This window comes from Absicoccus intestinalis, assembly GCF_033971885.1.
Lineage (GTDB): Bacteria > Bacillota_I > Bacilli_A > Erysipelotrichales > Erysipelotrichaceae > Absicoccus > Absicoccus intestinalis.
Genome location: NZ_JALBUS010000005.1, coordinates 26,933 through 46,965 on the forward strand (window position 1 = coordinate 26,933; position 20,033 = coordinate 46,965).

Below are 20,033 nucleotides of genomic sequence, written 5' to 3' on the forward strand. Positions count from 1 at the left end.
AATTTGTGGTTTTTTTATTTTCTTCGATATGTCTTGGCATAGACAAAAACAATCGCAAAAAGAGATAACACAAAGAGAATGCCAATATAAGAAAGAGACTGATTCATCGAAATCTCATGATCAAACATTGTTGCTTGAAAAGAAAATACGTTCTTTATTTCTTTCACAAATAGATTTCCTCCGAGGATTGACTTTTTTATATGAGTCAAGAACCCTTTGGTCAATAAATTACGCATCATCACCGTAATATGTGTGGCCGGCAAAAGATTACAGACCGTTTGGATCGACTTGGAAAATTGCGACAAGGGAATATAGGCACCAATCACAAAGCCACAACCTGCTGATAATAAGCCATAAAAAGCATCACTGGCTGCAGTGCTTCTAAAAAACAAAACAAGGACCATCAGACAGGCTGTTGCGGAGATCGAACCGATGCCAATCGTGCCATACAATCGCAAGATCGTATCCGTTGCTAGGTATAAATGACCGACACTTTGCATAAACAACAAGCCAATGGTAAACAAGAGAGATGTCATCACAAAAGCAGAAATGGTCGCACTGGTGTAATAGGCCAACGCAATTTGATAACGTTTCATGGGGGTTGTCGCAATATCTGCATCGACCTTGCTTTCTTTATCTTTCACAATGGTACTTAAACAACTATAAGGAATGGTGATCAAAGAAGAACCTGTAATTCCTGTCAGTAACATAGTGTACACGATCAAATCGATGGATCGTTCTTGGATTGAAAGATGCATGGCTTGCACGATTTGTTGGATGCTATCGACATAATTGTTTTTTAGAAATAAAAGATAGAGCATAAATACGATAATGGGTGTCAATAAAGAAAAAATAATGGCTTGTCGATCTTTAAAATATAACAGTAAATTTCGTTTTGTGAGTCCAATATATCCATTCATACGCTGCCTCTCTACTCTAATGTATGCCCGGTACAATGTAAAAAAACATCGTCCATGCTCCCTTTGATAATTTCATAGTCTACGATTTCGTTACGATATGTATATAGAAAAGAAGTGATATTGCCATGTATTTCTACTACATAATGATCTTGTTCATAGTGACACGTACCCAGCTGGGATACGATCGTTTCTGCTTCGAGACTTGGTTGGGTGTACCAAAGAAAATGGGTTGGAGCAAAACGATCTTTTAATTGCGATGGCGTTCCCTGTGTCATGATCTTTCCTTGATCTAAGATCACGACATGATCAGCATGAGTGGTTTCTTCCATATAATGGGTGGTCAAAAAAATGGTCATCTTTTTTTCTCTTTGCAGAAAATGAATATATTCCCAAACCAATTTTCGATTTTTGGGATCTAAGCCTGTTGTTGGTTCATCTAAAAATAAAATGCGTGGATCGTGGATCAAGCTTCGGCAAATATCGACTCGTCGTCTTTGTCCACCCGATAAGGTTCCATAGGGCTTTTTCCATAAGGATCGCATGTCAAAAAAAGTTTCAAATTCAGCCAATCGCTGGTTGATCTCGGCTTTTTTCATGCCATAAAAAGTCCCTCGAGTTATGAGATTTTCTTGTACGGTCAACTTGGGATCCAATACGGAATTTTGAAAAACAATACCAATATTTTTACGAATCGCACTATCTTCTTTTCCCAGTTGATACCCGCAAATACGAATATCTCCTTGGTTTTTTTCTAAAATCGTACATAACACATTGATCGTGGTTGATTTTCCCGCTCCATTCTCACCAAGAAAAGCGAATAGTTCTCCTTGTTCAACGTCAAAAGAAATATCATCAACAGCGAGAAGGTCATTGTATCTTTTCGTTAAGTGTTTCACTTCAATAATTTTCATATTGAATTCTCTCTTTCTAAATCGAAAATAGCACATCAAAAATCATAAAAAAAGGGTTTGGCAACTAAGTTGCACAAACACCGAACTAAGATGCATCTTTGTCTTGAATTTCTTTTAAGGCTTCATTGATTTGTTGGGCATCATTCTTACCCATCCAGATCATGATAAACCAAACAAAGATGTAGACAATAAAATAACCAATGGAAATAAAGAGAGCACCTTCTCCATCCGCATACCAACCACAAAGCGATCCCATATACATAACGATGGCATAGACACTCGAAATATGAATGATCGAAGATAGGATCGGATGGAGTTGCAAAATATCTAAAACGAAATAAGGAATGGTACACAAGAAGCCACAAAGCACAAAAGAGATGGGGTGATACCACGACAAATGAAAGGAATAGCCTTGCATATGTTCAATCACACCTTGTATCGAAACCAGACACAAAATGCCAAAGGAAATGGAAATGGCTTGCAGCAATATATCTTTGAAACGCTCCATTACAGATCCAACCTCCTTTTGATTTCTTTGACATAACTTCGGGAAATGATGATTTCTTCGCCATTTAACAATTCAGCACGCATGCGACCACCGATTTCATACTGTACTTGTTTGACCTTTCTAAGATTAATGATCATGGCTTTTGAACAACGTGCAAACAATGGATCGAATATCTTTTCTAACTCATACAATCGATTTTTTGTTTCATAACAAGTATCTTTCAAATAGACATAGGTATGTTTGTCGACGGATTCCACATAATAAATTTGATGCAAAGGAATACGAATGGTTTCATTTCGATGCCGACACCAAATGGTTTGACCACCATTTTCTAACAAATCGATGGCTTGTTGGATCGTTGCTGTCTTTTGTACTGCTTTGATATGAGCCGCTTCTTCTTGGCTTTTTTGAACTTGTTCATAGATGACTTTCATGATTGATTCCTATAAGCCATTAACAATATTGACCGGTCTTTCTCCTTGCGCAATGTGCCTTGCATTTTCCCATTCCAATTGATTGGCACGATGGAAAAAGCCACTCGTACAACCACCAATATGAGGAGAGATGATCACTTTTTGCTGAAGATCGATAGGTAGATGCAACAATGGATTGTCTTTTTGGACGGGTTCTGGAGCTAACGTATCCAGGCCAACACCAGCTAATTTACCGGATCCTAAGGCCTGCACCAAAGCTTGATTATCAACAATTTCACCACGTGCCGTATTGATAAAGTAAGCATTATCTTGCATATTTTCAAAGAATGTCTGATTGCACATATTGGTTGTTTTGGCTGTCACAGGTACATGCATGCTTATGATATTACATGTTTTCAATAATTCATCCAAGGATAGATAAGAAACCGAATATGCATTTTCTTGTTCCTCAGAAAGTCGATGGCGTTTGTAGTAATAGACCTCTGGTGCAAAGGGTTGAAGCAGTCGAGCCACTTCCTGGCCAATATGACCAAACCCAATCAGTCCGACTTTCATTTCGTTGAGTTCATAAATACCATGTGACATTAGATACATCTTTGTTTCAATTTGATGACCTGCCTTAACACTGTCATATCCAGGGATCAGATGGCGTAAAAGAGCCAACATCAATAACACGGTTTGTTCAGCTACAGCAACGGCATTGGCTCCTTTTTGGTTACAAACATAGATACCCTGTTCTTTTGCGGCTTGCGTATCAATTTTATTGTATGCAACACCTTCTGAATGAATCAGTTTTAACTTTGGCATATGTTCGATTTCATATCGTGTTAATGGCTTGATTGCATCCACAACGACAACATCTGCATCTTTTCCCGCGGCAATAATTTCATCGGCAGATGCATCGATGCCAACAACTGCATAGTCTGTGTGTTTCACAAATTCCGTTTTGGGTTTGTATTTTTCAACACGAACTGGATCACTAATAAATAATATTTTCATACTTGCCCTCGCTCAATCTATGTCCATTCTATTATAAGAAAAAAGGCTACTCGCAACAAGTTAGCCTTCTTCTATCACTTTACGACGTTCTTTGATCTTGCGGATACCACGTTCAAACCATATCTTCAACAAAGCGGTGATAGGTACAGCAATCAACATACCAATAAATCCACCGGTCTTATTTCCAGCAATGACGCCAAGTAAAACCAACATCGGATGAATTTGCACATTTTTACTTAATAAACGAGGATTCACCACGGCACCATCCACGCCTTGAATGATCAAAAGGATGATACATCCGATGATGATCACTTGGACATTTCCCGATAAGATCCCCGATATCAAGGTGAGACCATAACCTACGATTGGACCTAGATAAGGCACCATATTGCCAATGCCTGTTAATACGCCAATGACTATGCCATAAGGAATGTGAGCTATGGAAAAAGTGACACTGACCGCTATCATCATAAAGATGGCATCGGTCATTTGACCACGAATATATCCTGCAAATACCGTACTGATATCTCTCCATATGTGATTCAAATGTGGTGTTGTCTTTTCACCAAACAGGACTTCGGCCACATTTTCCCAATAGGTATGAAGGCTTGGCCAATCAAGCATAAAATATACCGAGAAAATGATTGAAAATAAAATCGTTGATCCCACGGATTTGATATTGTTCAACGTATGACCAATACCTTGTACCCCTGTTCCAAAATGGGAAGTCAACCCATTTCGGATCGCATCCACAATTTGTCTGGCTTGTTCCGATTTCACATTCATTTTTTCCAACCAAGTCAAGAGGCCTTGATACATTTGATTGAGACTTTGTGTAAAAGCTTGAATGATCTGAAAGAGACTGGCATCATGAAGAGAACTAAATTGTTGGGTGATCGTAAGGATCAATAAACTAATCAGAACAAGGAGTCCTAAAATAATGCCACCAATTGTAATCACAACCCCAAAATAATGGGCACTTTTGGGTCGTTCTTGAAAAAAGGGTCGTTTTTTACATTGGGCTTCAACCTTTTCACAAAGTGGATACAACAAATACGCAAAAACAAAGCCAATCGCCATTGGTTTTAAGATACTACCAATCCATGCAAGCGTATTACCGAGTGCAGCAAAGAAGTTGCCTGCCGAAGATAAGATACCATATAAAATATATAAAATGACACATGTGCCAATCACATAGAGTGATATTTCCGTATATTGCTTATTCACTTTTAGTCGATCACGGATCCGATTTGGTTTTATGATTTGTTTATTACGATCCGTACTATCGTTTCGATGATCTTCCATGTTTTCTCCATCTTATTTTTTTTGTTTTCAAAACGCTAAAAAAGACAAGACAACAAAGTCAAGATTGCCAGTCCACCCTGCATGAGGATAATCTTGGGATTGCTTGTTAGACTACCATACAATGCAACGGCAACAATATAGCTCATTAAACAGATCACAGCAGCCTTGCTTGAAAAAACCAAAATGGCTAATACGATCAGTATCGAAAGCAAGCCATTGTATACACCTTGATTCTTGAATAAGACATTCACATTTTTTTGACTTAGTTCCTGTTTGGTCATTCCAAAAACTTTTGATGTTTTTGCCGACGTTGTGGCGATGGTTTCTAGATAAAAGATATAAAGAAACTCTAAAGCAACGCATATTGATAAAATTTTCGTTACAAGATTCATATTTTTCAATTCCTCCATTCATTTCAATGGGTTCAAATAGCAATTGAAAACCCCGGATGATAAGAACTATCTTCTTATTCCCACTTCATTGAAACAATATGTTTATCATACCATAAATAGTTCCTTTTCCACCACTTTCTTCTAATACCTATGGACAGATTTCTAATGAGGAACGACAAAAATAACGATCAATCCAATGCATTTGGAAATCGGCATATGAATCGAATCATCGTGGATGATGGTATAATCAAACAGGAAATGCATATTCCTCCTGATTTTTTCCATTGTCGCCTGTTTTTTGGATATGCACAATTTTGATTTGACAATGACTGTATGATTCATTACGTCCATTTTAACAGGATACGAAAGTTTTCTTACAAATCTTTTTTATATTGAGTTTAGTAAAATACTTTGGAGGGATTCAAGCAATGAAAAAAAATCGTATTTTAGCAGCCGTTACTGCAACCCTATTGTGTATGCCGGCTACAAGCAGTATTTTTGCAGCGGGACACCAACAACATACTTGGAATCAAGGCGTATGGACCTGGCGTTCCAATACAAGTGCTTATGTAACCTTAACTTGTACAGAAGATGGTGCAAAACAATTGAGTGCAGGAAAGATCACCGTCAGCCAACAACCGGCTACTTGTACAGAGCCAGGCAAAACCATTTATACCGCAAGCACACTCTTTGATGGAAAAACCTATACGGATTCTCGTGAAGTCGTTACTTCACAAGCAACCGGTCATAACTGGAAAGTCAGTGGATGGACATGGAGCGATGATAACACGCAAGCTACGGTAACCGTTACTTGTCAAAATAATACCAGTGAAGTTCGTACCTTGAATGCCGAAATCCGTTCGGATGTTGTCGACGAACCAACTTGTGTGGATGAAGGAAAAACCATGTACACGGCAACGGCAAAAGATCCAGAAACGGGAAAATCCTATGTTACTTTCAAGAATGTAACAACACCAGTCAATCCAGATGGACATGCTTTTGAAGCCGGAACTGGAACATGGAAATGGAACGATGACGATAGCAAAGCGCAATATATCGCAACTTGTCTATTGTGTGATAAAGAAGTGCCTTTCGATGCCACCATTACCCAGACCGTTACCAAAGAACCAACTTGTACCGAAGCTGGAGAAGCCAACTTGAAAGCAACCGCTATTCTGGATGCAGCCGATCCTGAAGATACAACCGTGCAAGATGAAACAACAGGTACCATTAAAGCATTAGGACATGATTGGCAAAAACCAACATTCACCTGGAATGCAGATAAGATCAAAGCAACCGCTACCTTTGTTTGTGCAAGAGATAAGAGTCATACAAAAGTCGTCGATGCAGTGGTTACTTCCAAAGTCACAAAAGAACCAACTGCTTCTACAACGGGTGAAAAAGTGATCATGGCTACAGCAACCTTCGATGGTAAGACTTATACCGACGATCAAACCATCCCTTTAGCGAAGAAAACAGTTTCGGCAAAACAAACAAAAGTGAAAACTGATAGCGTGGATACCGGCATCCATGCATGGACTGGTGTATATGCCAGTGCAGCCGCTGTTTCTGCAGGACTATTCCTAACTGTAAGAAAACGTGAAAAATAGCTATTTCTACTTGTTTTGATCAATAGAACCGATGGTTCCGAACGTATGTTCAAGTCATCGGTTTTTTTGATCATTTCATTTTTTGGGTTTCCAAATTTGTCGACTTTGAAATCCTTCTTTTTTAAAATGAGAATTCAAGCAAGTGATTTCTGTAGGAATCAGCTGCAGCAACCACATAGGCTCAGACAGACTTTGTAAAGTATGAATTGGGATATGACGAAATGCAGCTTCTTTTTTATAAGCATCACTAAATCGCTCTGGTATTTGGATTTGTCCTTCAATCTGAATGGATTTCAATTCGCCAAAGGAAAGATTCGTATCAAAAACGGCAGCAGCTACATGTCTATTTTCACGTAATCCACGAAATTTTAAACCTCCCTCGGTAAAGATCCATAGTGCATCATCATGCCATGTGTATTCCAATGGAGTACAACGAATAAAATCCTTTGCACCGGTAGCTAATGCTAGAATTTTATGCGATGAAAGATACGTATGAATCCATGAATAAAGAACTTCTGGATTCATTTGTTTTTCTGCTTCCTCTTTACGTGTCCAAAATGAAATGGCTTGTTCATATTCTTGATTTGTCATAAAGTTTCCTCTCTTCTCTTGATTAATAATACGACAACAATATATTTTTTATAAGATATTCCCTGTGTAAGCTTTTGCCAAAAAAAGAGTCTACTCCTATAAAGTAGACCCTGGATCATTAGATATGCAATGCGGTTGTATAAGCACCCCAAATAGCGCTCATCAAATTGCCTGGATGCACCGCATCACCAAGCAAGTGGACATGCTCATCTTTGATTTGTTCGTAGAGATCTTGATCCGCTCTATAACCAACCGAAACAATGATCGTATCGGCTGGAATTTCTTGTATGGTTTTGTGAACCCCTTGCAAGCTCATCACCATGGCCCGATCATTGATATTTGGTACATTGAGTGAGGTTGTCTTTACAAAAGCCTTACCGTTTTCATATTTCTTTACGGTCGAATATTTCAAGACATCCACATGATAGAATCGCAACAATTCTTTCAAGCAATTATAATTGGCAGCAGACAGACCTTCGACATTTAGAATTTCTGGCAGAGCTTCCACGATCGTGACTTTTTTATTGCGACGGGCCAGATCATAAGCCAGTTCACATCCAGTCAATCCACCACCGATGATCACAACATTTTGATTCTTGATATTTTGATGAGTCAATGCATCGATCGCATATCGAACGTGTGGTGAATCAAAACCTGGTGTATCTAATTTTCTTTCATGGGCACCGGTAGCTACAAAGACCTCATCATAGTTAGCACGATCTTCGGGTTTAAATTCGGTATGGAACAAAACATGAACGCCTGTATCTTTGATTTGTTTACGATACCATTGGAGCAATTGGCGATCGTCCTCTTTAAATTCAAATGCAGAAGCGGCAATGAACACACCACCCAATTGATCGCTCTTTTCATACAGATCCACCAAATGGCCACGTAAAGCCGCCACGCGAGCGGCTTCCATACCCGCAATACCGCCACCAACCACAGCAACTTTTTTCTTGGTTTCGGCTGGCGTGATATTATAATGATTTTCCATTCCACATCGAGGGTTCAAAGCACAACTGATATCTTTTGTTGCATGGGTCTTTGCATCATATTGGAAAATCCGTGCTAAACATCCAAAATGACACGAAATACATGGGCGAATATCATCTTCTCGACCTTCTTTGAACTTATTGGCACGATCGGCATCCGCCAATAATGGTCTTCCCATTCCCATCATATCGATGCGTCCTTGCGCAATGGCTTGGTCCGCTAGGGCTGGATCATCAAAACGACCACCACAAATGACCGGAATGTTTACATGCTTGCGTAATTCCGCAACATCGTCCAGATTCAATGCTTTTGGCATATATACAGGTGGATGTGGCCAATACCATGCATCGTATGTTCCATTATCACAATCCAGCATGTCATATCCAGCTTCTTCCAACATTTTGGCAACCTTGAAGCTTTCTTCATAATCACGACCAAATTCCTCAAATGTTTCACCCGGAACAGCCCCTCGATTAAATCCTTTTGTATAACTCTTTACCGAATAGCGAATCGATACGGGGAAGTCTTCGCCACATTCCTTTTTGATGGCTTTGACGATTTCACATGGGAAGCGCAAACGATTTTCTAAACTACCACCATATTCATCTTGGCGATGGTTGTAATTGCGAATCGTAAATTGATCCAATAAATATCCTTCATGTACGGCATGGATTTCAACTCCATCAATGCCAGCATCCTTAGCTGCTTTGGCACCAATCGCAAAACCTTGGATGTATTCTTCGATTTCCGCCTTTGTCATTTCCCGATTGTTTCGTTTTGGATTCCAAACATTCGGAAGCGCGCTCGGAGCGGGATCATCTGGATTTGTGCTGGATCGTCCAGATAGCGCCGAAATCATGATAAATACTTTGGAACCATATTTATGGATCCCGTCCGCAAGATATTTTTGCCTTTTCACATAGCTTTCGGGATCATTCAGAATGGATGCCATCGCATTCTTTGGCAGGGGTACAAGCCCGGTAATGATCAAACCAGTGCCTCCTTTGGCGCGTTCAATGTAATAGTCTGCACCATCTTTTGTGTAGCTACCATCTTTGTTCATCAAACGTGGGGAAAAGACACCCATGGGCAAAAGGGCAATACGATTGGGAACTTCTACCTTTCCGATTTTCACCGGAGAAAAGAGATGTTCATACTTTGACATAAATTTTCCTCCTATTTCTCCGAATTCATTCGGTTAATCCTTTACTATTATAGTACTCATTTATGTAACCGCTGTCAATTATTGAATTTTTACATACGAGATGGTAATAAAACACAAAAAAACGCAGATTTCTCTGCGTAAAAAGACCGATGATCGAAATCATTCCTCGATCTTCTTAAAGGCACTCTTTGGCAGACCACAAACAGGACATACCCAATCGGCTGGAACATCTTCCCATACCGTTCCAGGGCGGACACCATGGTCTGGATCGCCTTTTTCTGGATCATAGACATAGCCGCATGGACATTGCCATTTGGAAAAAGAAGCAGAATTCTTTTCGGTGTTTTGCGTATCTACTTCCGAAAGATCAAGCAAAGATCCTACCAAAGCAGGCACCTTGGCATAGTCGCCTTCTTCTGGATTCCAAGAAGATTTCACTTCATCCGATACCACTTTAAAACCAGCTTCTGTCAACATTTCCCGTAGGACTTTGCAGCCTTCACCGCTCCATCCATAACAACCAAATACAGCGGCTTTCTTTCCCTTTAATTTTAAGGATTTCAAATAATAAAGAAAACTTGCCATACTTGCCAAGATACCATTTAAAATGGTTGGTGAACCAACCGCGATGGCTTTGGATTTAAATACTTCATAAAGAATATCATCTTTTTCTGTATGATCAACATTAAATACCTTGACGATCGTATCTGGGGAGACACGATGGATTTCTTCCGCAATCGCATGCGCTATTTTTTCTGTACCATGCCATTCTGTCCCATAAACAACCGTCACTTGATTTTCCTGATAAGTATCTGCCCACTTCGCATAGGCTTCCACAATTCGCATGGGATCCTCTCGCCAAATCGCTCCATGACTCGGTGCGATCATATCAACAGGCAAATTCATCGCTGCCAATTCTTTTACCTTTTTTGTGACCATTGGTGAAAATGGTGCCACAATATTGGCATAATAGCGCATGGCTTCTCGCCAAAGAATTTCTTGGTCGGCTTTATCCGCAAACATTTCTTCAACGGCATAATGTTGTCCAAACGCATCCATCGAGAATAAAATGTTGTCGCCAGTTAGATACGTTGCCATGGAATCTGGCCAATGCAAGAAAGTCATTTCAACGAATACTAATTTTTTTCCATTTCCAATTTCTAGACTATCTCCCGTATGGACCACATGGAAATTCCAACCTTGTTTTCCATATTGTCCTTCCAATGATTTTACAGCGTTAGCCGTACAATAGATGGGTGTATTGGGAATCAATTTCATCAAAGCTGGAAGGCTTCCAGAATGATCATTTTCACCATGATTCACCACAATATAATCAATCGCATCCAAATCAACTTCTGTCTTCAGATTTTCAATAAATTCAAACTGATGCGGTGCCCAAACCGTATCCATTAACACTGTTTTTTCTTCTTGGATCAGATATGCATTCTGTGAACTGCCAGAGTGGATCGTATAATCATCTCCATGGAAAGTTTGCAGATCCCAATCCATATAACCAATCCAATACACATTATTCTTTACCTGTTTTTTCATCTTTGCCTCCAATCAGAAAGTTGTTTCCTATAACTTTCCTTCTATATAAATCGTAACACATGTTTCCATACAACTTGGTTGCGAAAACAACAGAATGGAAGAATACACTCCACATCTAAATTTGATAATACGCAAGAATGATATCTACTTGTTCTAAGGTGGCACCTACCAAATCAAAAGACCCCTTTCGACAACACCAATCATACACATATCCTCTAGCTGTACGTAAAAGGGCTTCGGCCACTTGTTTTTGTTTCGCTTCATCCAAGCCCGCTTTCTTTAGATTCGCAATCAGTTGTTTGGTTAGATAGCGATCTTCTGAATATCGATAATGATTTTCGGCATTGATTTGATTCCGAAAGGTAATGCTGATGATTTCTACACCTGTATCGACACACGTTTGCATCTGGAATCGAATCAACGCTTCGATTCCTTCTCGAGGACTTTTGAATTTTTGCGTTTGATATTGTTCTTCCAATTGTTCATCAAAGGTAAAATAGCCAAAATCAATGATATCCGCTTTGGACCGATAATGATGATACAATCCACCAATGGAAATCCCAGCGGCTTTTGCGATATCCTGTACTTTCACATTGTCAAATCCCTTTTTTTCAAACAATTGAAAAGCACAATCATAGATTCTTTTCTTTGTTTCTTCCCTTTGCCGATCTCTTGTTGTCATATATCCTCTTCCTCAATCATCCATCTTGTTATTCGATCGAATAGCCAGCTTCTTCTAGACACTGCATGGCAAGATCAAAATCCGTAGCTTTCACAAGAACATAATCGGTATTGTAAGTGGATAGTGCAAAAATACTGATCTGATTGTCAGCAAGTATATTCGAAATTTTCGATAAGATCCCGATCAATGAAAATTCCAAAATGCCTTCCAGGCGAAAGCCTTTCCATCCATCTTCTCGAGCAATTGTTTGTAAGGGTGTATCTTTCGTATTGCATACAAACGAAATTTCTTCATCGGTTTTGCCAATGAAATAAAAATTTTTCGTTAAATCAATGACATGAATATCATTCACTTTACATACTGTCAAATCATAAGGTATTTTTTTTAAATGCATCTTTATCCATCTTCCTCTATAAATTTTTTATTCTGTGGCCATACGAATAATCGTTTTTCCCTTTGATCGGCCCCGTTTCACCTTATCCAACGCTTGATTGATCTGATCTAAAGAGAAGATCTCATCGATCGAGGTATCCAAGGGATGATCTTTATCAAACAAATGGTTGATCATTTCCAGTTGTTTGCCGTTTTCATGCACAAAGAGAAAATCATACGTTTGGTCTTTGGCTGCTGCCATTTTATCATATTTTCTTCCGGCAACTTGAAAAAGTACACGTTTCAACCAGGACATATGATTTCGTTGGGCAAATCGACCATTGGGTAAACCACGCAATGAGACCAGATGGCCCCCTCGTTTCAGTATCTTAAATTCATTGGGCAGTTCTCGATCTCCTAATGTATCCAGCACGTAATCCACCGAATCTAAGACATCTACATAGTTTTCTTTTTTATAGTCAATAAACTTCTCAACCCCCAATTTTCGCACTCGTTCTTCGTTTTCTTTATTACCACTGGTATAAACATGCAAACCCAGGGCATGGGCAATCGGTATAGCCATAGCGCCAAGGCTTCCTGTCCCACCAGAAATAAATACGGATTCGCCGGCTTGTACATGCATCAATTCAAAGGCTTGCATGGCTGTAAGAGCGGTTAAAGGAACCGTTGTGGCTTGTTCAAACGTGAAATAATCGGGTATGGTCGCAAGAGCTGATTCTGGCACAGCAGCATATTCGGCAAAAGCCCCAATCTTATGAAGCGGAAGACGTCCATACACGCGATCCCCTTCTTTAAAATGCGAAGCATTCTTTCCAACTTTTACCACGACACCGGCCAATTCATTGCCCATGATCAGTGGCAATGAGTAAGGAACAATGAGTTTCACTTCTTTACGAATGATCATATTATCCAAAGGATTCACAGCGGCAGCCATGACTTTGACAAGGACTTCCTTCTCATCAGGTACAGGAATGGTAATATCACGAATTTCCAGATCTGTCCCTTTTTTATTATAATGCGTCAATATGGCTGCTTTCATTTCATCTCCTCTTCTTTCTCCTGATTTTCGTTGATATACATTCGCATATTTTCAATACAATCGGTAAGGGATATTTTCCTCAATTTTTCTTCGACATCTTCTTCGGTTTGGCGAAACATATTGCCAAGAACCGGACGAATATTATGTCCAACAATACACGCGTCATTTGGATTCTGATGGATGTCAAACAAATGCAACTGACTCGTTTCCGTCACGGCTGTATATACATCAAACAATGTGATTTCATTGGGACGTTTCTTCAAATGAAATCCACTAATGCCTCGTCGCCCTTCAATCATACCGGCCTTACGGAGTCGAGTCGTCAATTTGCGAATATAACTCGCATTAGTTCCGACACTATGTGCAATTTGATCGGAGTTCATTGGTGTTTCTGATTCCGCAATCAAGATCAAGGTATGTATTGCGGATGAAAATTTCGTATCCATATCTATACCTCCAAGACATAGGTTGCCATATATTCTGTATCCTCTGCCGTTTTGATACCTGGATCTGATTGAACAAATGACCCTTTTAAGCCTTTTTCTTTTGCTGCAATCTCAAAATGAGAAAGTGCAATTCCTACATCTACTTTTTGAATATCGCCATACGAGTCTTTTTCATACCCCTTTGTTTTCTTTTCATAAAAATGGACTTGATCTTTTTCTACAACAACGCGCCAAGGTTGTTTATTCGTAGCCGAAGGGGCCCATCGTACCATTTCCAAAGGAAAATGCCAAATATTTTCATCCTCATCGCGTAAAGGTGTGTCAAAAGTATCTTTATAAAACAAAGACTCAAATGGCAATCGACTATCGGACTTCATGCCTTTGCGCATCAACTTTTCTCGGACCGATCGTTTTTCTGCCGCATATCCAAGTGGTGTAACAACCGGCATTACTTCATCTGCTTTCAAATCAATTGCCTGTTCGAAAGATTTACGATCAATCGTAGCCGCCAACCATACAGTTCCAAGGCCTAATGAAGTGGCATAAAGAATAAACTTTTCAAAAGCATATCCAAAAGATAATTCTGCATTGTTTTGTTTCTTATACTTACCTGCAACATAAGTATGAGCCCCAAGAATAACGGGACTGCTCACATGATTTTTTTCCGCATCTAAAAGAATAAAATCAATGGGAACATCAAAGAGTCCTTTATCTTGATTTAGATAAGACCTTACTTGATCCATAATATCTTCGGCAATAGCCTCTTCTTTATACGTTCTTACACTTTTTCTTTTTTTTATCACGTCTGTATTCATAAGATTCTCCTATTGTATTTGTATTTGATACTGTTACATTATCAAAAATAAGTCCTCTTGGCAAGAAAAAAATCCACGTTACCTTCTCATGAATTTTATACATCTCCAAAAAAAGGAACCAATTTTAAGAATAATTTCCTTTTTAATAAATTACTTTAAACATCTTTTTGAATTTTATGAACGGAAAATGATAATGTCTCAATGATGTTAATGTCAATATTAAATTTACCAATTGGGGGTGTGGACAAAATCCTGGACCAAAGAATCCAAAAGGTATGTTATGTACTCATATGAAGAAAGATTAAAAGCCGTAGAATTGTATATTAAATATAATAATAACAGTGCTGCTGTAATTAGAGAGCTTGGATATCCAAATAGAGGGACATTAAGGCTGTGGGTCAAAGAATTCAATCAAGAAGGATCTCTTCATGAAAAATATAAAGATAAATCTAAGTACAGTGACGAACAAAGAAAATATGCAGTCAATTATTATTTGGAACATGGCAGATCCATTTCAAAAACAATTCGTGCAATTGGATATCCAAATAGATATACGCTATCATTGTGGCTACAAGAGGATGTTGAAGGATATCATACTAGACCAATCGCTAAATCTTCAAAAGCAATATATACTGAAGATGAGAAAAAAGAAGCTGTTATTCATACAGAAATAAGGGAAAAATCGGTAAATGATATAGCTGAGGATTATGGAGTAACAAGGGTTACTCTATATAAATGGAAAGAGGAGCTTCTTGGCAGCGAAAGTGAATGTACTATGAAAAAACAAGATCAAGACACAATTACGAATAGATCAACCAGTGAAGAAACGGACTAATTGAAGCAAGAGGTTGAAAGATTGCGAAAAGAAGTATATCGTTTACAGCTTGAAAAAGATATTTTAGAGAAAGCAGCCCAAATAATAAAAAAAGAAAAGGGCATCAATCTAAATGAGCTAACAAATAAAGAAAAAACTATCTTGATTGATGCCCTTAAGGAAAAATACCCATTAAAAGAACTGCTGATTGAATTAAAAATAAGTAAAAGCAGTTATTTTTATCAAGAAAACGCAATGAAACTTGGAGATAAATATAGTGAATTGCGCATAAGAATAGCCAACATCTTCAACTCAAATTATCAAAGCTATGGTTATAGAAGAGTCCATGCACAGTTAAAAAAGGAAGGAATATCAGTATCTGAAAAGGTAGTGCTTCGATTAATGAAAGAAGAAGGACTTATTGTGATCACAACAAAAGAAAAGAAATACTCATCATATAAAGGAGAGATATCTCCTGAGGTTGATAATATTGTAAATAGAGATTTTCATAGTGAAAAACCTAATGAAATTCTATTAACGGATATTACTGAATTTTCTATTTCAGCCGGCAAAGTATATTTATCTCCAATGATCGATTGTTTTGATGGATTCGTAACATCGTGGTCAATAGGTACCTCCCCAAATGCGGAATTGGTTAATTCGATGCTGGATACAATCATAGCTAATTTAAAAGAAGATGAACGACCAATCATACATTCTGACAGAGGATGTCATTATAGATGGCCCGGATGGATCCAAAGAATGGATGATAATAATCTGATCCGATCTATGTCAAAGAAAGGCTGTTCTCCTGATAATTCAGCTTGCGAAGGCTTCTTTGGGCGCTTAAAAAACGAAATGTTTTATAAGCGAGATTGGAAGGATATAACTATAGATGGGTTTATAAAAATAGTGAATGATTATATTGAATGGTATAACACAAAAAGAATAAAACAATCATTGGGATATAAGAGTCCAATGGAGTATAGAAAGGAATTAGGATTAATTTGAGAGTCCAGAAAAATGTCTTCACCCCCCATTCTACCAATATAAAAGTTACCAGTTTGACCAATGTCTACACACCATCTTCAGACGAATCATTGAGTTCTTTGGTAAGATCTTTTGTACGATAAGATTTACCAATGATCTTGACTAAATGATAGTGATGCAGCCATCGATCCAGTATAGCGACGGGAAAATCCTATGTTACTTTCAAGAATGTAACAACACCAGTCAATCCAGATGGACATGCTTTTGAAGCCGCCGTTTTGGCAGGACTAAAAAGAATCCGATTGATTCCTAAAAGGAGAGTGTAATCTAAACTGTGTAAGTTAGTTAGATGCGTACGGCTAACTAATGAACACAGTTTTTATTATGCATGGTAGAAGGAGAAAAAGGAAAATGAATGAAATGAGTAAAATTAAAAGAAATCCCGCCGCTGTCAAGATTGCCAATGAGATTCTCAATGAATATGACTGTGAATCAGTTGCCGATATGCAGGATGCTCTCAAAGAAATCTTTGGTCCATTGTTTGAAAGTATGTTTCAGGGAAAAATGGATAATCATCTTGGTTATAAATCCAATTCAAAAGAACCCAAATCTACAAAAAACAGAAGAAACGGATCCAATCCTAAAACCTTGAAAACTTCGATGGGCGAAGTAAAGATCAATACCCCTAGAGATCGGATGGTTCTTTTGAACCGGTAGTCATTCCGAAAAGAACGAAAGATGTCTCCGAGATTGAAGGAAAGGTGTTGGCCATGTATGCACGCGGCATGTCACAGCGTGACATTTCTGCTACGATCGAAGACATCTACGGATTCAAAGTATCCCATGAAATGATTTCAGATATAACGGATGCGGTCCTTCCTGAAGTAGAAGAATGGCGAAACAGGCCTCTTAAAAAGTGCTATCCATTCATATTCGTCGATTGTATGTATGTTTCCGTAAGAAGTGAATATGAAGCCAAGGAAGAAGCTGTTTATACGATATTGGGCTATGATCTGGAAGGACATAAAGAAATCCTTGGTTTATGGATGGATGCCACAGAATCTAAGAACTATTGGATGCAGGTATTTGACGAAATCAAATCCCGAGGCGTTGAAGATATCTTCTTTATTTCCATGGATGGTGTATCCGGACTTGAATCCGGTGCCAAGGCCATCTTTCCAGGAGTCGTTGTACAGCGGTGCATCGTCCATCTGATTCGCAATTCCATCAGATACGTACCATCAAAGGATTATAAAAAATTCACGGCCGATCTGAAGAAAGTTTATGGTGCTGTATCATTGAAAGCAGCACGAACAGCGTTTGAAAAATTCTGTGATAACTGGAACCAGTATCCCGGTGCCGTTGAAGTTTGGAAAAGAAACTTTGTCCATGTAGAACAGCTGTTTGATCATGGATCAGCAGTCAGAAAGGTGATGTATACGACAAATGCGATTGAATCCGTCAATTCATCATTTCGAAAAGTGACGAAAAAAGGATCATTTCCAAATCATGAAGCCGTATTCAAGTTGCTCTATTTACGGGTGAAAGAACTACAGAAAAAATGGGATAAAGGACATCTGAATATTGGTCGATGGTATTGAATCAATTGTTGGTCAACGATCAGTTTAAGGATCGTATCGAAAAGTACATTCAATACTGAATCTTGAAATGATATTTATTCCAAAACAGAATCGAGAACTTATCAAAATTGAATATAAAATGTTAATACACACTTGGCTTGACAAACCCGAGGGGCGAGATAGCCCTTCTGTTATGATAAATATTACATTAAATCAATTTTATCCCAAAGAATATTTCCGTTGGCATCAAGGTATTCTTCATCAACATGAATAGCTTCCACTTTTCCAATAAATAATTTGTGAGTACCAGGCATTGTGCTGTCTACAACGATGCATTCAATACTTACAGGGCAATCCGTAAGAATCGGTGCATCCACATAAGTTGCGTCTTCCCATTTGATAGCTGCCGTTTCAAATTTATCTTCATCTCTTCCGGAAGCGGAACCGAGATAACCATATTCTTTTTTATAGCTCTTTTTCGGGAAATTGATGACAAAGCATCCGGACTCCTTTATGATATGGTGTGAATATCTTGCAGGTGTGATACCGACCATGACCATAACAGGATCAAGACTTACATTTGCTACAAATCCAACCACTAAAGCGTTATTTTTTCCGTCTTTGTCACGACATGAAACAATTGTCTAAGGAAGTGGCTGTACACAAAGTACTGTATTAGTTGTTAATTTTTTTATTTAATTTTACCTCCATGCATTTTCAAATATTGTTAAATAGTCATCATCAGATAATGGCAGTGGATCAGCGGTAATATCACCACCTAAGACTTCATGAACCTTTGCAGGATATAATTTTAATTCGTCTTTGGTAATACCATCATCACTCATTTTAAGGTCACCACATCCGACGTCAGAAATCAGTTTATCTAAAGCGTTAATAAAATCTTTTCCACTGGTAGGATTTGCAACGCCCATTGCGGCAGCCATTTTTATCATATTTTCTTCGGATGCTTTTTTTTCGGCAAAGAAATCATAATAAGCATGTGCAATTTCAATCAATCCGGCACCATGAACAAGTGTGTCATGAAAGCTTCCCATTACATGTTCCATTGTATGTGCAGAAGTACACATCATATAATAACCGGCAAAAGTATTAGCAAGAGCCATATATGCACGTGCTTCCTTATCATTTCCGTCTTTTACTGCACGAGGAAGATATTTGGCAACATATTCAATTGTCTTTAACGCAAACATTTCTGCCATAGGATGGTGTTTGATGTTTACTACGGTTTCAGAAGCATGGAAAAATGCATCCATACCTTGATAAGCAGTAAGTTTTTCAGGAACACTCATCATCAGATCACTGTCAACAACAGAAAGCGTTGGGAACATGGACGGGAAGAAAATGCCGGTTTTTTCATGTGTTGTATCATTGGTAATAACGGAAGCAATATCAACTTCACTTCCAGTTCCAGCAGAGGTTGTAATGCATACAATAGGAAGTGCCGGATTTTCAGGCTGTTTTTTTCCACCGTTTGCTGATAATGAGTAATCCCAGATATCTCCGTCATTGGATGCCATGAGGGCAATGCATTTTGAACAGTCCATAATGGAACCACCGCCCAATGCAATTACAAAGTCACAACCATTTTCCCTGACTGCTTTAGCTCCCTCCATGACATTGATATCGGTAGGATTTGGGCGGATACCTTCAAATAATACATATTTAACGTTAGCAGCATCTAATTCTTTTTCGAGTCTTTCAAGATAACCATATTTCTTTACAGACTGACCACCGATTGAAATCAGTGCTTTTTTACCTGGAAGCTGTTCACTGTGTAATTCATTTAGTTTTCCGGGACCAAACAATACCTTAGTAGGCATATAAAAATTAAAATTATACATGGTTTATACCTCCTGTTTTATGACAATTCAGAT

At 38.5% G+C, this 20,033-nt stretch carries 19 protein-coding genes and 2 pseudogenes; 3 read left to right on the forward strand and 18 right to left on the reverse strand.

Annotated features, from left to right (window positions below):
• Positions 1 to 14: 14 nt before the first annotated feature.
• From MOZ64_RS04380 to MOZ64_RS04410, 7 genes are all read right to left on the reverse strand, one after another.
• Entirely contained in the window at positions 15 to 920 is a 906-nt protein-coding gene (locus MOZ64_RS04380; RefSeq protein WP_277633642.1) for an ABC transporter permease, read from the reverse strand.
• Positions 921 to 931: 11 nt separating this feature from the next.
• On the reverse strand, positions 932 to 1,831 hold the full coding sequence (locus tag MOZ64_RS04385; RefSeq protein ID WP_277633641.1) for an ABC transporter ATP-binding protein: 900 nt from the start codon (positions 1,829 to 1,831) through the stop codon (positions 932 to 934).
• An 85-nt stretch (positions 1,832 to 1,916) separates the two neighbouring features.
• Positions 1,917 to 2,339: a DUF3021 family protein gene (locus tag MOZ64_RS04390; RefSeq protein WP_277633640.1), complete on the reverse strand. Its 423-nt coding sequence runs from the start codon at positions 2,337 to 2,339 to the stop codon at positions 1,917 to 1,919.
• On the reverse strand, positions 2,339 to 2,773 hold the full coding sequence (locus MOZ64_RS04395) for a LytTR family DNA-binding domain-containing protein (RefSeq protein WP_277633639.1): 435 nt from the start codon (positions 2,771 to 2,773) through the stop codon (positions 2,339 to 2,341). Before MOZ64_RS04395 ends, MOZ64_RS04390 begins: the two co-directional genes overlap by 1 nt.
• Positions 2,774 to 2,782: 9 nt before the next feature.
• Entirely contained in the window at positions 2,783 to 3,772 is a 990-nt protein-coding gene (locus tag MOZ64_RS04400) for an NAD(P)-dependent oxidoreductase (RefSeq protein ID WP_320325386.1), read from the reverse strand.
• Between the two features lie 60 nt (positions 3,773 to 3,832).
• Positions 3,833 to 5,077 carry an AI-2E family transporter gene (locus tag MOZ64_RS04405; protein WP_277633637.1) on the reverse strand — a complete coding sequence of 415 codons (1,245 nt, stop codon included), beginning with the start codon at positions 5,075 to 5,077 and terminating at the stop codon, positions 3,833 to 3,835.
• A 35-nt stretch (positions 5,078 to 5,112) separates the two neighbouring features.
• Positions 5,113 to 5,469 (reverse strand): DUF1304 domain-containing protein, encoded by a 357-nt coding sequence (locus tag MOZ64_RS04410; RefSeq protein ID WP_277633636.1) that lies wholly within the window; start codon positions 5,467 to 5,469, stop codon positions 5,113 to 5,115.
• Positions 5,470 to 5,897: 428 nt separating this feature from the next.
• Between MOZ64_RS04410 and MOZ64_RS04415 the strand changes: the two genes are divergently transcribed.
• The gene (locus MOZ64_RS04415; protein WP_320325387.1) at positions 5,898 to 7,079 is read left to right on the forward strand and encodes a hypothetical protein; all 1,182 of its coding nucleotides are present in this window, start codon (positions 5,898 to 5,900) and stop codon (positions 7,077 to 7,079) included.
• 75 nt (positions 7,080 to 7,154) lie between these two features.
• Here MOZ64_RS04415 and MOZ64_RS04420 read toward each other — a convergent pair whose 3' ends face one another.
• The 8 genes from MOZ64_RS04420 to MOZ64_RS04455 form a co-directional block, all read right to left on the reverse strand.
• On the reverse strand, positions 7,155 to 7,670 hold the full coding sequence (locus MOZ64_RS04420) for a pyridoxamine 5'-phosphate oxidase family protein (RefSeq protein ID WP_320325388.1): 516 nt from the start codon (positions 7,668 to 7,670) through the stop codon (positions 7,155 to 7,157).
• 118 nt (positions 7,671 to 7,788) lie between these two features.
• On the reverse strand, positions 7,789 to 9,828 hold the full coding sequence (locus MOZ64_RS04425; protein ID WP_320325389.1) for an FAD-dependent oxidoreductase: 2,040 nt from the start codon (positions 9,826 to 9,828) through the stop codon (positions 7,789 to 7,791).
• A 159-nt stretch (positions 9,829 to 9,987) separates the two neighbouring features.
• On the reverse strand, positions 9,988 to 11,379 hold the full coding sequence (locus tag MOZ64_RS04430) for a rubredoxin (RefSeq protein ID WP_320325390.1): 1,392 nt from the start codon (positions 11,377 to 11,379) through the stop codon (positions 9,988 to 9,990).
• Between the two features lie 115 nt (positions 11,380 to 11,494).
• Positions 11,495 to 12,061, reverse strand: coding sequence for a TetR/AcrR family transcriptional regulator (locus tag MOZ64_RS04435; RefSeq protein WP_320325391.1), 567 nt, complete (start codon positions 12,059 to 12,061; stop codon positions 11,495 to 11,497).
• A gap of 28 nt (positions 12,062 to 12,089) precedes the next feature.
• Positions 12,090 to 12,455: an ACT domain-containing protein gene (locus tag MOZ64_RS04440; protein WP_320325392.1), complete on the reverse strand. Its 366-nt coding sequence runs from the start codon at positions 12,453 to 12,455 to the stop codon at positions 12,090 to 12,092.
• A 27-nt stretch (positions 12,456 to 12,482) separates the two neighbouring features.
• Positions 12,483 to 13,493 (reverse strand): NADP-dependent oxidoreductase, encoded by a 1,011-nt coding sequence (locus MOZ64_RS04445; RefSeq protein ID WP_320325393.1) that lies wholly within the window; start codon positions 13,491 to 13,493, stop codon positions 12,483 to 12,485.
• A complete protein-coding gene (locus tag MOZ64_RS04450) occupies positions 13,490 to 13,939 on the reverse strand; it encodes an Rrf2 family transcriptional regulator (RefSeq protein WP_320325394.1) in 450 nt (149 codons plus the stop codon). Before MOZ64_RS04450 ends, MOZ64_RS04445 begins: the two co-directional genes overlap by 4 nt.
• A 2-nt stretch (positions 13,940 to 13,941) precedes the next feature.
• Positions 13,942 to 14,754 (reverse strand): nitroreductase family protein, encoded by an 813-nt coding sequence (locus MOZ64_RS04455; RefSeq protein WP_320325395.1) that lies wholly within the window; start codon positions 14,752 to 14,754, stop codon positions 13,942 to 13,944.
• A gap of 280 nt (positions 14,755 to 15,034) precedes the next feature.
• Between MOZ64_RS04455 and MOZ64_RS04460 the strand changes: the two are divergent.
• Positions 15,035 to 16,579 (forward strand): annotated as a pseudogene (locus tag MOZ64_RS04460) (IS3 family transposase).
• 64 nt (positions 16,580 to 16,643) lie between these two features.
• Here the strand turns inward: MOZ64_RS04460 and MOZ64_RS11680 are convergent.
• The gene (locus tag MOZ64_RS11680; RefSeq protein ID WP_502547941.1) at positions 16,644 to 16,754 is read right to left on the reverse strand and encodes a hypothetical protein; all 111 of its coding nucleotides are present in this window, start codon (positions 16,752 to 16,754) and stop codon (positions 16,644 to 16,646) included.
• Positions 16,755 to 16,978: 224 nt separating this feature from the next.
• Here MOZ64_RS11680 and MOZ64_RS04465 point away from each other — a divergent pair.
• Positions 16,979 to 18,218 (forward strand): annotated as a pseudogene (locus tag MOZ64_RS04465) (IS256 family transposase).
• Between the two features lie 123 nt (positions 18,219 to 18,341).
• Here the strand turns inward: MOZ64_RS04465 and MOZ64_RS04470 are convergent.
• Together MOZ64_RS04470 and MOZ64_RS04475 are read right to left on the reverse strand one after the other, a co-directional pair.
• Positions 18,342 to 18,779, reverse strand: coding sequence for a flavin reductase family protein (locus MOZ64_RS04470; protein WP_320325504.1), 438 nt, complete (start codon positions 18,777 to 18,779; stop codon positions 18,342 to 18,344).
• A gap of 60 nt (positions 18,780 to 18,839) precedes the next feature.
• Positions 18,840 to 20,000 carry an iron-containing alcohol dehydrogenase gene (locus MOZ64_RS04475; protein WP_320325396.1) on the reverse strand — a complete coding sequence of 387 codons (1,161 nt, stop codon included), beginning with the start codon at positions 19,998 to 20,000 and terminating at the stop codon, positions 18,840 to 18,842.
• Between the last annotated feature and the right edge of the window lie 33 nt (positions 20,001 to 20,033).